At 54.3% G+C, this 13,488-nt stretch carries 12 protein-coding genes; 8 read left to right on the top strand and 4 right to left on the bottom strand.

Annotated features, from left to right (window positions below):
• Positions 1-42: 42 nt before the first annotated feature.
• Complete coding sequence (gene hemB / locus UR504_RS07060) at positions 43-1,017, bottom strand: porphobilinogen synthase (protein WP_248172652.1); 975 nt, start codon at positions 1,015-1,017, stop codon at positions 43-45.
• Positions 1,018-1,469: 452 nt separating this feature from the next.
• On the opposite strand from hemB, the gene UR504_RS07055 reads away from it, so the two are divergent.
• Both UR504_RS07055 and UR504_RS07050 read left to right on the top strand, forming a co-directional pair.
• A complete protein-coding gene (locus tag UR504_RS07055) occupies positions 1,470-4,244 on the top strand; it encodes an autotransporter outer membrane beta-barrel domain-containing protein (RefSeq protein WP_274242200.1) in 2,775 nt (924 codons plus the stop codon).
• Between the two features lie 93 nt (positions 4,245-4,337).
• The gene (locus tag UR504_RS07050) at positions 4,338-4,961 is read left to right on the top strand and encodes a helix-turn-helix domain-containing protein (protein WP_127729731.1); all 624 of its coding nucleotides are present in this window, start codon (positions 4,338-4,340) and stop codon (positions 4,959-4,961) included.
• 2 nt (positions 4,962-4,963) lie between these two features.
• On the opposite strand, the gene ampH is transcribed toward UR504_RS07050, so the two are convergent.
• On the bottom strand, positions 4,964-6,124 hold the full coding sequence (ampH, locus tag UR504_RS07045; protein ID WP_111963450.1) for a D-alanyl-D-alanine-carboxypeptidase/endopeptidase AmpH: 1,161 nt from the start codon (positions 6,122-6,124) through the stop codon (positions 4,964-4,966).
• Positions 6,125-6,328: 204 nt separating this feature from the next.
• On the opposite strand from ampH, the gene UR504_RS07040 reads away from it, so the two are divergent.
• The 3 genes from UR504_RS07040 to UR504_RS07030 all read left to right on the top strand — a co-directional run bounded on the left by UR504_RS07040 (position 6,329) and on the right by UR504_RS07030 (position 9,310).
• A complete protein-coding gene (locus UR504_RS07040) occupies positions 6,329-6,862 on the top strand; it encodes an isochorismatase family protein (RefSeq protein WP_115874321.1) in 534 nt (177 codons plus the stop codon).
• 115 nt (positions 6,863-6,977) lie between these two features.
• Positions 6,978-8,198 (top strand): peptide antibiotic transporter SbmA, encoded by a 1,221-nt coding sequence (gene sbmA, locus UR504_RS07035; RefSeq protein ID WP_104949290.1) that lies wholly within the window; start codon positions 6,978-6,980, stop codon positions 8,196-8,198.
• A gap of 14 nt (positions 8,199-8,212) precedes the next feature.
• Positions 8,213-9,310, top strand: a complete 1,098-nt coding sequence (locus tag UR504_RS07030; RefSeq protein ID WP_302234191.1) for a DUF1615 domain-containing protein — start codon at positions 8,213-8,215, stop codon at positions 9,308-9,310.
• On the opposite strand, the gene UR504_RS07025 is transcribed toward UR504_RS07030, so the two are convergent.
• On the bottom strand, positions 9,307-9,606 hold the full coding sequence (locus UR504_RS07025) for a DUF2755 family protein (RefSeq protein ID WP_008503287.1): 300 nt from the start codon (positions 9,604-9,606) through the stop codon (positions 9,307-9,309). The two genes, UR504_RS07030 and UR504_RS07025, sit on opposite strands and share 4 nt — an antisense overlap.
• A 247-nt stretch (positions 9,607-9,853) precedes the next feature.
• Here UR504_RS07025 and UR504_RS07020 point away from each other — a divergent pair, with 247 nt between their 5' ends.
• Positions 9,854-10,090 carry a DUF2754 domain-containing protein gene (locus UR504_RS07020; RefSeq protein ID WP_111963445.1) on the top strand — a complete coding sequence of 79 codons (237 nt, stop codon included), beginning with the start codon at positions 9,854-9,856 and terminating at the stop codon, positions 10,088-10,090.
• On the opposite strand, the gene ddlA is transcribed toward UR504_RS07020, so the two are convergent.
• Complete coding sequence (gene ddlA / locus UR504_RS07015) at positions 10,087-11,187, bottom strand: D-alanine--D-alanine ligase (RefSeq protein ID WP_111963444.1); 1,101 nt, start codon at positions 11,185-11,187, stop codon at positions 10,087-10,089. The two genes, UR504_RS07020 and ddlA, sit on opposite strands and share 4 nt — an antisense overlap.
• A 103-nt stretch (positions 11,188-11,290) precedes the next feature.
• On the opposite strand from ddlA, the gene UR504_RS07010 reads away from it, so the two are divergent.
• On the top strand, positions 11,291-11,974 hold the full coding sequence (locus UR504_RS07010; protein ID WP_302234193.1) for an extensin family protein: 684 nt from the start codon (positions 11,291-11,293) through the stop codon (positions 11,972-11,974).
• 168 nt (positions 11,975-12,142) lie between these two features.
• Positions 12,143-13,357: a multidrug efflux MFS transporter gene (locus UR504_RS07005; protein ID WP_302234195.1), complete on the top strand. Its 1,215-nt coding sequence runs from the start codon at positions 12,143-12,145 to the stop codon at positions 13,355-13,357.
• The last annotated feature ends 131 nt before the right edge of the window (positions 13,358-13,488 follow it).

The following is a 13,488-nucleotide window of genomic DNA, read 5'->3' as shown; positions in this document are numbered from 1 at the left end:
CAGGCCGGGTAAGGCGAAGGCGTCACCCGGCGCTAAAGCGGATTAACGCAGAATTTTCTTCTCGGCCAGATCCAGCGCGAAGTAGCTGAAGATCAGATCCGCGCCCGCGCGCTTGATAGCGCCGAGGCTTTCCAGGACCACTTTCTCTTCGTCAATTGCACCCGCCAGCGCGGCGAATTTGATCATCGCGTACTCACCGCTGACCTGGTAAGCGCCCAGCGGCAGGTCGGTGCGCTCGCGGATGTCGCGCAGGATATCGAGATACGCGCCAGCCGGTTTTACCATCAGGCAGTCTGCGCCCTGGGCTTCATCGAGCAGGGATTCACGAATCGCTTCGCGGCGGTTCAGCGGGTTCATCTGATAGGTTTTACGATCGCCTTTCAGCGCCGTACCGGCCGCTTCGCGGAACGGGCCGTAGAAGGAGGAGGCAAATTTAGTGGAGTAAGACATGATGGCGGTGTCGGTGAAACCGGCCGCGTCCAGGGCCTGACGAATCGCCTGAACCTGTCCGTCCATTGCGGCAGATGGCGCGATGAAGTCCGCACCCGCAGCGGCCGCGACGACCGCCTGCTTTCCGAGGTTCAGCAGGGTGGCATCGTTATCCACGCCGTGATCGCACAGCACGCCGCAGTGGCCGTGAGAGGTATATTCACAGAAGCAGGTGTCGGACATCACCACCATTTCCGGCACGGTCTCTTTGCAGATGCGGGACATGCGGGCGACGAGGCCATCTTCTTTCCACGCGTCGCTGCCGGTGGCGTCAGTATGGTGGGAGATGCCGAAGGTCATCACCGAGCGGATACCCGCGTTGGCGATACGTTCGATCTCACGCGCCAGATATTTCTCCGGAATGCGCATTACGCCCGGCATGGCTTCGATGGCTTTGTAGTCATCGATCTCTTCTTCGACAAAAATCGGCAACACCAGATCGTTTAAGGTCAGGGTTGTCTCTTCAAACATAGCGCGCAGTGCAGGTGACTTGCGCAGGCGGCGGGGACGTGCAATTAAATCGGTCATGGTATGCCTGATGTTTGTGGAACAAAGAAGGCTAGTGTACCTCAAAGTGGCGACGGGTGTTTTACTAAAGTGGGCATTTTGCTTTTGCAAAATGCGGCAGGTGAGTTTGCCTGTTACCAATAATATATAATGCAGGTCACTATAACTCTGAGAGAAGAATGAGATATTCGTGTTATTTCTATATGGTAATGAATGCATAATCAAAAATGATTTATTATTTTTATAGCGTTTTTTCATTTGATTTGGCCGTGCATTAACATTCTGTTTTTATAATATTTATTTTATGACGCCTTATGCTTTGTGGTCTGGATGTGTTTTTTGTCTGAATACGGACTTAATGGAAACATTCATTGAACCTTTTCGAAGTGAAACTGCATAATTCCCTCCGCAATTAAATATTGCAAATTCATTGATGGACAAACTTGCTTACGTCCCTGAGGAGGGATGACCCAATGCAAACATGGAAAAAGAAACTGGTTGTATCTCAACTTGCATTAGCCTGCACCCTGGCTATCGCTTCTCAGGCCAATGCGAAGGATATTTCTGGTACGACATATAATACCTTCGGATACGATAATACAGCGTCCAACCCCTGGTATTATGGTTATGCCGACTGGGATTACTCAGATGCCATCCACGATGGTGATATTTATCCTGTGATTAATAAAGCCACCGTGAATGGCGTTATTTCAACGTATTATCTTGATGATGGTATCAATGGTCGGGCAAATGCGTTGAGCATTTCCAACAGCACCATTAATGGCATGATCACTTCTGAATGTATGACCGCCTCGTGTGCTGATGGTATAGATACCGACGGCACGACCCATTCTCAGTACGATCGTTTTAGCCTGACCGTGGATAACTCTACGATCAACGATACCTATGAGCATTACGCTTATGACGTCGTAAATGGTCAGAGCACAGAAACGCATTATCTGGACACCTATGCTCTCGGTAACGCGATTACCCTGGATGTTGAATCGGATATCGTGATCCAGAATAACTCCCACGTTGCGGGGATTACCCTGACGCAGGGGTATCAGGAACTGGATAATACCCCATACGACGGAGTTGAAGGCGTAGCCAACAGCAGCAAAGTCTTTACCGACACGCTAGTTGTGAAAGATTCGGTACTGACTTCCGGTGCGTACAGCGATTTAGGGACCAGCGGATTCTACGGTCAAAGCGCGAAGCCGAGCGACTACGGTGAAACCAACGCGACAGCGGCAGATGATGCGGCGCTGATTGTGGCCGCCAGCGCGTCTGATAACGCGATGCAGACCACCGCCACGTTCGATCACTCCACCGTTACTGGCGATATTCTGTTCTCCAGCACCTTCGACAACAACTTCTTCCCGAACGGCGATCCGGCAACCGATACCACCGCAGACGGCATCTATAACCCTACTACCAACGGCTGGGATGGCACCGATAAGCTGGATGTTACTCTCACCAACGGCAGCAAATGGGTCGGTGCAGCGCAGTCCAGCGTCGAGGCTATTGGCACGGCGCAGATGTATGGCCAGGGCTACAGCAACGTAGACTGGAGCACTCTGTCTCCTGACAGCATTTGGCCGGATTCCACCTATGACAGCAACGGACACGTTGCGGGCGAAGCGGTGTATCAGAGCGGTCTGTTTAACATCGCGCTGGATAACGGCTCCGAGTGGGATACCCGTAAGATGTCTAACATCGACACGCTGACGGTAAACAACCATTCTCAGGTCAATGTTGAAAGCTCTGGCCTGCTGGCGGATACCATCACTCTGACCAATGCTTCCTCATTGAATATCGGCGACAGCGGCGACGTAGCCACCGACCATTTGTATCTGGACAGCTATAGCCGTGCGGCACTGACGGAAGAAACGGCCGATCTTTATGCCAACACTATCACCGTGGATAACGGTGCAGAACTGGCGCTGGGGCTGGGCCAGGTTGATACGCACAATATGGTACTGACCGATGGCGGTGTGTTAAACGTTGCCAGCCGTGATTACGTGCTGAACAGCGATCTGAACAACGCTCGCTATATCACCAACGATAAGCGCAGCGCCGATTATGACTACGGCGTTGTGGCCATTAACTCTGACGGCCATCTGGCGGTGAACGGTGATGTTGCAGGCAACTACCAGGTCCGTATTGACGGCGCGACCGGAGCAGGTTCCGTTGCTGATTACAAAAACAAAGAGATTATTCGCGTTTATGACAATAACGCGGATACCACAGCCAGCTTCACTGCCGCAAACAGAGCCGATTTAGGTGCTTACACTTACCAGGCGCAGCAGCAGGGTGACTCCGTTGTCCTCCAGCAGAAAGCGCTGACCGACTACGCGAATATGGCGCTGAGCATTCCTTCTGCCAATACCAATATCTGGAATCTGCAGCAGGATACCGTAGGCTCGCGCCTGACAAACAGCCGTCACGGCCTGGCGGATAACGGCGGAGCGTGGGTGAGCTACTTCGGCGGCAACTTCGACGGTGACAGTGGCGTTATCAGCTACGATCAGGACGTGAGCGGTATTATGGTGGGTCTGGATACCCAGATTGACGGTAATAACGCGAAGTGGATCGTCGGTGGTGCGGCAGGTTTCGCGAAGGGTGATATCAGCGATCGTACCGGTCAGGCCGATCAGGACAGCCAGACGGCGATGATCTACGCGTCAGCGAAGTTTATGAACGACCTGTTCCTTGACAGCTCCCTGAGCTACACCCGCTTCAACAGCGATCTTTCCGCTAACATGAGCAACGGCCAGTATGTTGACGGTAATACCACCAGCGACGCTGTTGGTTTTGGGCTGAAGCTGGGCTATGACTGGAAACCAAACCTCTCTGGCTACGTTACGCCATATGCAGCCGTATCTGGCCTGTTCCAGTCTGGTGATGATTATCGTCTGAGCAATGACATGCGCATGGATGGGCAATCTTACGACAGCCTGCGTTATGAACTCGGTGTTGATACGGGTTACACCTTCAACTACGGCGGCGATCAGGCTCTGACCCCTTACTTCAAACTGGCCTATGTCTATGACGACGCCGATAACAATGCCGATATTAACGGCGACGGCATTGATAACGGCGTGAAAGGTTCAGCTGTTCGTGTTGGGCTGGGCACCCAGTTCAGCTTCACGAAGAACTTCAGTGCTTACACTGATGCCACTTATCTGGGCGGCGGTGACGTTGACCAGAACTGGGGCGCAAACCTTGGCGTGAAATATAACTGGTAATGCATAAAAGCGGGGGAGGGATGACCTCCCCACTTTTTACAAAAGCAATAAAAATAATATTGAACCGACAAATACGGATGTTTTGAGGTCTGCATGAACGTTAATGCGAAACCGCTTTCTGAATTACGCCGGCTCGAACAGTGTTTAATATCGGCCAGTACTCCTTTTACATGTACGCCCCAACAATTAATAACGTCAGATGAATGGAATGAGCCTCGTACGATCGTATTACAAACCGGTGTTATTGAGGTCTACCGTTCCTCTGATGAGCTGCTGGTTGGAATTGCGACTGCTCCTTTTATTTTCGGTCTGTCGACGGTGATGATTCATCACTCTCAGGAATATAGGGTGATGGCAAAAACGGCCTGTACCGGTTTTTATTTGTCTACGGAAACCACCCGTCAACTCATTCAACAGAATTCACTCTGGAAAGAGGCCTTCTGCTGGTTATCGTGGATAAATTACATTCTTGAAAAACGCGATATGCAGCTGGTTGGCAATAACTCCTATCACCAGATCCGCGCGATGCTGTTAAATATGGCAGAGTGGGATGAAACGCTGCGTTCAAAAATCGGTGTGATGAATCATATTCAGCAAAGCACACGTATTTCACGTTCTGTTGTTGCCGAGGTTCTGGCCGCCCTGCGACAGGGAAACTATATCAATATGAGCCGGGGCAAGCTGGTCAGCATCAACCGCTTGCCCACGGAATATTAATATCAGTTGGACGCGGTAAGAACCTGGGCTTTATTGGCGCTCAGCTCAGCCACCAGGTTATTAATCCCGTCACTCATATTGACGAAACGCGTATGCGGGGAGCGGGTCACCACCACAAACGCGCCCACGTTTGACTGGGGGATCATCGCCATATAGGTGATGAACCCGCCACCGCCACCGGTTTTCTGAATAATACCCGGACGGCCATTTTTTGGCGCCATATAGACCCAGCCCATGCCGAGCGCATCGGCTTTACCCGGCACGTCCATCCCGATGACGCGGTGCAGCTGGGTACGCTGATAAATCAGGGTTTGCATACGATCGGCCTGGCTGCTGCGAGCGTAGAAATCCGAGGAAAGGAACTGCTGCATCCAGCGCATCATGTCGCCAGGCGTGGAATAGACCCCGCCGCTGCCCACGGCCGCGAGCGTGTTATTACAGGGGCTTGCGCCTTTCTCCGCCACCATCAGGCGACGGCACTGATCCGGGGACGGGGTAAAGGTGGTGTCTTTCATGCCCAGCGGACGGGTTATCTGCTCTTCAAACAGCTGCGTATAAGGTTTGCCAGCCGCCGTTGAAAGAGCGTCCGCCAGCAGGTCAAAGGCCAGGTTTGAATAAGAGGCCTGCGAACCCGGAGCCGCCTTCAGCGTGGCGGTACTCAGATAGCTCCAGCGCTGGTCGCGCGTTGGCCAGACAAATACGTCACGATGCGCCGCCCCGCCCGGCTGCTCACGCGGCAGGGCGCTGGTGTGGGTGGCAAGGTTCACAAGCCGAATCGGCGTACCCTGATAGGTTGGAACCCGGGCGCCTGGAGGCGCGTATTTGCTGAGCGGGTCGTCGAGCTTCACCACGCCCTGGTCGAGCAGTTTCACCAGCATTTCGCTGGTCATCAGCTTGGTTAAGGACGCGATGCGGATAACGGAATCCAGCTGCGGATGAATGTTATTTCCCGGGCGCGTTTCGCCAAAGCTGCGGAACACGCGCTGGTTTCCGTCGATGACAACCATCGCCATTCCGGTCGCGCCGCTGCCGTAATAGATAAGGTTCGCGTAGCGATCGGCAATATCTGAAGCTAAAACGGGAGCCGTCAGCGGTTGGGCTGCCTGGGCGGTAGAAAAGCTCACCGCACACAGCGCGGCAAAAGAGAGCAGACAACGTTTCAACGAAAAGCATCCATGAAGTGAAATAGGAAAGTTATGGGTATTTATACTACTAAACGGTACCGCGCAATGCCCCGAATTGCATAACGATAGCGAGAAAAACGTAACCATGGGTAAATATGAACAATTTACTTACGAGCCATCTCCCATTTTGTGACATCGGGCTTATGATAGGCACCAGTGTCACTCAATCTTACGGAGAACGGTATGTCTGAGAAGCGTGTGGTTATGGTTGTCGATATGCAGAACGGGGTATTTGAAACCCCTCGTCATCAGCGCGAAAAGTGTGTGTCTCTGATCAACCAGCTTACGCAGGCTGCCGACAAGGTGATTTTTATTCAGCACACCGAGGCCGGGGGGCTGGAAGAGGGAAGTGAAGGATTTGCGCTACTGCCTGAACTCCATCAGCCGGCTGACGCGCTTTACGTGACCAAAACGGCCTGTGATGCCTTCTACAACACCGGGCTTGAGACGCTGCTGCGTGACCAGGGCATTCGAGAGTTTGTCATCTGCGGCTGCGCCACCGATTACTGCGTCGATGCGACGATCAAGAACGGCGTTAGCCGGGGTTATCACATCACAGTTGCGGAAGATGCCCATACCACATCCAACCGCCCGGCTGCTGAAGCACAGATCCTGATTAACCATCACAACGACGTCTGGCGTAACTTCATTGCGCCAGCGAACCCTCTCGCAGTGAAACGCACCGAAACAATTCTCGAAAACTGGAAAGCGAACTAATAATCAACCCTCGGGTCTGACCTTTTTGCCTGAGCCGGGAGGCTGGCCTGGGCAGGTATTTCGTTTGGTAACGTGTTGTGCACAGCAACAGCCATAACAACAAGAAGGAAGCATTATGTTTAAGTCTTTTTTCCCAAAGCCGGGGCCTTTTTTCCTGTCGGCATTTATTTGGGCACTCATCGCTGTCATTTTCTGGCAGGCGGGCGGGGGCGCATGGCTGACGCGCATCACGGGAGCGACAGGCGAGGTACCGATTAGCGCGGCGCGCTTCTGGTCGCTCAGCTACCTGCTGTTTTATGCCTACTACACGGTGTGCGTAGGGCTGTTTGCCCTTTTTTGGTTTGTCTATTCTCCGCACCGCTGGCAGTACTGGTCGATCCTCGGCACATCGCTGATTATCTTCGTCACCTGGTTTCTGGTGGAAGTGGGCGTGGCGGTTAACGCCTGGTATGCGCCGTTCTACGATCTGATCCAGACCGCGCTGAGCTCGCCGCATAAGGTGACCATCAATCAGTTCTACCATGAAGTTGGCGTCTTCCTCGGCATCGCCCTGATTGCGGTTATCATCGGCGTGATGAACAATTTCTTCGTCAGCCACTACGTTTTCCGCTGGCGTACCGCGATGAACGAACATTATATGGCGCACTGGCAGCACCTGCGCCATATCGAAGGTGCCGCACAGCGTGTGCAGGAAGACACCATGCGTTTTGCCTCCACGCTTGAAGACATGGGCGTCAGCTTTATCAACGCCATTATGACGCTGATTGCCTTCCTGCCGGTGCTGGTAACGCTCTCGGCGCATGTACCGGATTTGCCGATTGTCGGCCATATTCCGTATGGTCTGGTGATTGCCGCGATCGTCTGGTCGCTGATGGGGACGGGCCTGCTGGCGGTGGTGGGGATCAAACTGCCGGGGCTGGAGTTTAAAAATCAACGCGTCGAAGCCGCATATCGTAAAGAGCTGGTTTATGGCGAAGACGATGCCAACCGCGCCTCGCCGCCGACCGTCCGCGAGCTGTTTGGCGCCGTGCGTCGCAACTATTTCCGTCTCTACTTCCACTATATGTATTTCAACATCGCGCGTATTTTGTATCTGCAGGTGGATAACGTTTTCGGTTTGTTCCTGCTGTTTCCGTCCATTGTTGCGGGTACGATTACGCTCGGTCTGATGACGCAGATCACCAACGTTTTCGGTCAGGTTCGCGGGTCGTTCCAGTACCTGATCAGCTCCTGGACCACGCTGGTAGAACTGATGTCCATCTACAAACGTCTGCGCAGCTTTGAACGCGAGCTGGACGATCGTGACCTGCAGGAAGTCACCAACACATTTAGCTAATACAGGAAGTTGCTATGTCTTTTGCCGTACCGCGCGCGTTACCGTTGACCATTCTGGCCGCTTTTGTACTGGCAGGCTGTGCCGAAAAGGGGGCTGCTCCGCTCAAAAAGGGCGAGAAGCCCGTTGATGTGGCGAGCGTTGTGCGGCAGAAAATGCCCGCCAGCGTAAAGGATCGCAATGCGTGGGCAGACGCGCTGGCAAAAACCTTTGAAAGCCAAAAGATCGCGCCGACCGAGGAGAACATCTGTTCGGTGCTGGCGGTGGCGCAGCAGGAGTCAATGTACCAGTCAGATCCGGCTGTGCCGGGTCTGAACAAAATCGCCTGGAAAGAGATCGACCGCCGCGCGGAGTCCATGCATATCCCGGTGTTCCTCGTGCATACCGCGCTTAAAATCACCTCGCCGAACGGCAAAAGCTACAGCGAACGGCTGGATAAGGTGAAAACCGAAAAACAGCTTAGCGCCATCTTTGATGATTTCATCAGCATGGTCCCAATGGGGCAGAAGCTGTTTGGTTCACTGAACCCGGTCCACACCGGTGGTCCGATGCAGGTGAGCATCGCGTTCGCGGAGAAACACACCGACGGCTATCCGTGGAAAATCGACGGGACGGTGCGCCAGGAGGTCTTCTCCCTGCGCGGCGGACTGTGGTTCGGCACGTATCACCTGTTGAACTACCCGGCGAACTACGATGAGCCGCTGTACCGCTTTGCCGACTTTAACGCCGGCTGGTATGCCAGCCGTAATGCGGCATTCCAGAGTGCGGTCAGCCGCGCAAGCGGCGTCAAGCTCGCGCTGGACGGCGATCTCATCGCTTACGGCAGCAGCGAGGCGGGGAGCACCGAGCTGGCCGTACGGAAACTTTCTACAACGCTGGGTCTGAGCAACAGCGACATTCGCCGTCAGCTTGAGAAAGGCGATAGTCTGGCCTTTGAGAAAACGGATCTGTACAAGAAGGTGTTTGCGCTCGCAGAGCAGAAAAGCGGGAAAACGTTACCGAGGGCTATCCTGCCGGGCATTCAGCTGGAAAGCCCGAAGATCACGCGTAACCTGACCACCGCGTGGTTCGCAAAACGCGTGGACGATCGTCGGGCTCGCTGTATGGGGCTTTAACGGCGACGGCGAAAGCGCAGCACTAATGCCACAACGCCCAGAATCATACATCCCGCGAGGAAGGGGATCAGGCCGAACAGGGTGCTGACGCCAAAGCCAATCTCAACTCGCGGGCGTCCGTTATCCTGCACCTGCATCAGGTGTTCATAAACGCCAGGCGCATGGACCAGCATATTGAGCAGCTGTGAGCCGGCCCAGAAGCAAAACAGGACAAACAGGGCATACGCGATATTACCCGCCGTAGAGGTTTTTGGTTTTCCGCCAAAAATCGGTTTCGACAATGTAAAGTCAGCCATGATGACCTCCGGATAAATCGCTCTGTTAATACGCTTCGTACAGGGTGAGTTTGACAGGTCATCGCATTTGTCAATATCAGAATCGTGGTAATTTACGCGCCGGAATCCTCCTGGATTGTTGATTTCTGCAGCACGTCACAATTTATTAACTTAAGTAAAATTGCGTCGCGTTTCAGAATTTCCGTATCTGCCACAGACCTGGCCGTAAAACTGTGAGAGGATGTCTTTTTTTCCTGCCGGAGTTGTTATGAAGCTCACGTCCAAACTACGCCGTGACTGGCACTACTACGCTTTCGCTATCGGGCTGATCTTTATTCTTAACGGTATTGTGGGCCTGTTGGGGTTTGAAGCAAAAGGCTGGCAAACGTATGCCGTAGGGCTGGTGACCTGGGTCATTAGTTTCTGGCTGGCGGGGTTGATTATCCGCCGTCGCCCTGAAGAGACGACAGCGGATGAGGCTGAGTCGGCGAAGCGCGCCGATTAACCGTTTACGGAACTTTTAAGCGCGCTGTCGGCGGCGTGACGCTCCAGCGCCAGCTCGATCAGGCGGGTGATCAATTCCGGGTAGCTCAGGCCGCTCGCCTGCCACAGCTTCGGATACATGCTGATGTTAGTGAACCCCGGCAGCGTGTTAATTTCATTGATCACTACCTCGTTTTCCGCCGTCAGGAACACATCCACGCGCGCCATGCCGCAGCAGCCGAGCGTCTGATAAGCGCGAATGGCGATCGCCCGGATCTTATCGTTAACCGCCGGATCGAGATCCGCAGGCACGACAACCTGCGCGCCTTTATCATCAATGTATTTGGTGTCGTACGAGTAGAAGTCGCTGTTTAAGACCACTTCACCGCAGGTGCTCGCCTGGGGAAAATCGTTGCCCAGCACGGCACACTCAATTTCACGACCTTTGATGCCCTGCTCAACTACCACTTTATGGTCGAACTCAAACGCCAGGCGGACGGCTTGCGTGAACTCAGCTTCGCTGGTCACTTTGCTGACGCCCACGGAGGAGCCCTGGTTTGCAGGCTTCACAAACAGCGGCAGACCCAGCTCTGCGCTGATTTGCGTGAAGCTGTGTTTGTCGCGGTTGGCGCGGGTGAGCGTCACGAACGGCGCAATATTCAGCCCGGCATCGCGCAGCAGGCGTTTGGTGACGTCTTTGTCCATGCACGCGGCTGAGCCGAGGACGTCCGAGCCGACGAACGGCAGGTTGGCCATGCGCAGCATTCCCTGCAGGGAACCATCTTCGCCCAGGGTGCCGTGAACAATCGGGAAGACGACGTCGATCTGGGCGAGAGCCTGCGCGTTGCCGGCGTCGATGAGCTGCCCTTTTACGACGCCGGGTACGGTGGCGACGCTAATTTCTGAAGGATTCAGGGCGATATGTGCCGGATCGTGGGCATTCAGCAGATACTGGCTGGCATCGTTAACGTGCCACTGGCCCTGTTTATCAATGCCCAGCAGCACCACGTCGAAACGGCTTTTATCGATCGCATCAACGATATTTTTGGCCGATTGCAATGACACTTCGTGTTCCGCTGATTTTCCCCCAAAGACAATACCTACGCGCTGCTTAGCCATCTCACTCTCTTCCAGTATGACGAAAAGCCAATAACATACCACGATGCCCGGCGGGTTTCGCGGCCTTCTGCCATAATGTTTTGGGGAATGTTGAGGGGGGAGAGTGAAAGGAAAAACGCTGCTGACCGTATTGATCATTTTGGCCATCGCAACGGTGGGTTACCGCTGGTTGCCGCCTTACTACAACCCTTTCATGCCGCTGACGCTTGACGACCCGCCGGGTCGAATCACACAGTATAAGCTTCGGCGTTTAACCCCCGAGGCGTGCGCGAGCCTGCTCGCACAGGCTAATCAACGCGATCTCATCCGCACCCGGCCGGTGGCTGACAGCGGCGGCGCGTGTCCGCTGAATAACGTCGTGCGCGTGAGTGACTTCGGCCCGGTCGGCCTGAACAGCAGTTTTCTTGCCAGCTGCCCGCTGGCGCTCAGCTCAGTCCTCTATATCAGCCAGCAGGCCCGGCCGCTGACAAAACGTTATACGGGCAGTGACCTGGCGCGTATCGACCACCTCGGCAGCTTTGCCTGCCGCAATATTTATCATCGCCCTGACGCGCGACGCAGTGAACATGCCACGGCGGAGGCGCTGGATATCGCTGCTTTTCGTCTGGCGAACGGTGAACGCGTCACGGTGCTGAACGGCTGGAAGGCGGCCACCACGCAGCCCTGGCTGAAGGCCATGCTGGCGGCGAGCTGTGGGTACTACGGAAACGGACTGGGGCCGGAGTATAACGCGGCGCATGCCAACCATTTTCATCTGGGAATGCGCGGTTTTGGCCTCTGCCGTTGAAGCATAATATTCCGCCAGAAAATGGATGAATTGTGACTTATTTCACAAATATGATGACTGGGGAGATAAAACACCAAAGTCAGTCGGGCCGCATCTCTGGTGCGACGTTAATACGCGTAACTTGCTAATCTGTCGGCGAATTCGCCTAAAAATGAAGACTATTTCTTTATGGAATCCTGGAAAGTTAATCTCATCTCGGTTTGGTTCGGCTGCTTCTTTACCGGACTGGCCATCAGCCAGATTTTGCCGTTCCTGCCTCTGTACGTGTCGCAGCTGGGGGTGACCTCGCATGAAGCCCTTTCCATGTGGTCCGGTCTGACGTTCAGCGTCACGTTTCTGGTTTCCGCCATTGTGTCACCGATGTGGGGCAGCCTGGCGGATCGGAAAGGCCGTAAGCTGATGCTTCTACGCGCTTCGCTCGGGATGGCGATCGCCATTCTGCTGCAGGCCTTCGCCACCAACGTCTGGCAGTTGTTCTTCCTGCGGGCGGTGATGGGGTTGACGTCCGGGTATATTCCAAACGCCATGGCGCTGGTCGCCTCTCAGGTGCCGCGCGAGCGTAGCGGCTGGGCGCTGAGTACGCTCTCCACGGCACAGATCAGCGGCGTCATCGGCGGTCCGCTGCTGGGCGGCTTTCTGGCGGACCACGTCGGGCTGCGCGCCGTATTTATCATCACCGCGATCCTGCTGGTGGTCAGTTTTCTGGTCACGCTCTTTCTTATCAAAGAGGGGGGCCGCCCGGTTATCAGTAAATCTGAACGCCTGAGCGGCAAGGCCGTCTTCGCCTCGCTGCCCTATCCGGGCCTGATGATTAGCCTGTTTGTGACCACTATGGTGATCCAGCTCTGTAACGGTTCGGTGGGGCCGATTCTGGCGCTGTTTATCAAGTCGATGGAGCCGGAGAGCACAAATATCGCTTTTCTGAGCGGCATGATTGCCGCCGTGCCGGGCGTATCTGCCCTGATTTCCGCGCCGCGTCTGGGAAAACTGGGGGACAGGATCGGCACGGCGCGCATCCTGATGGCGACGCTGATCTTTGCGGTGGTGCTCTTCTTCGCGATGTCGTTTGTCACCTCTCCGCTTCAGCTTGGCATATTGCGATTTCTGCTCGGCTTTGCTGATGGCGCCATGTTGCCTGCGGTACAGACCCTGCTGGTCAAATATTCCAGCGACCAGGTGACGGGGCGTATTTTTGGATATAACCAGTCGTTTATGTATCTGGGGAATGTTGCCGGCCCGCTTATTGGCGCATCCGTTTCTGCGATGGCCGGTTTTCGTTGGGTATTTGCGGCGACAGCGATTGTCGTTTTAATCAATATTATCCAGCTGGCTATTGCACTGCGACGCCGCATACAAATGGCGGAAGCGAAATCATCGAGATAACCGTTTCGTTGATGTATTATATATTCTTATGGTAGCCGCATTTTTATATAACAAAATGCGGCGCTTTTTATAGAAAAACGTTTCGCTCACGGCGCTGCCTCTTTATTTCCGTTCCTGTATCACTTTTGCAT

Origin of the sequence: Enterobacter sp. 241F3, assembly GCF_034106785.1 — a bacterium.
In the GTDB taxonomy this organism is placed as follows: Bacteria; Pseudomonadota; Gammaproteobacteria; order Enterobacterales; family Enterobacteriaceae; genus Enterobacter; species Enterobacter vonholyi.
This window is presented reverse-complemented; position numbering and strand designations above follow the sequence as displayed.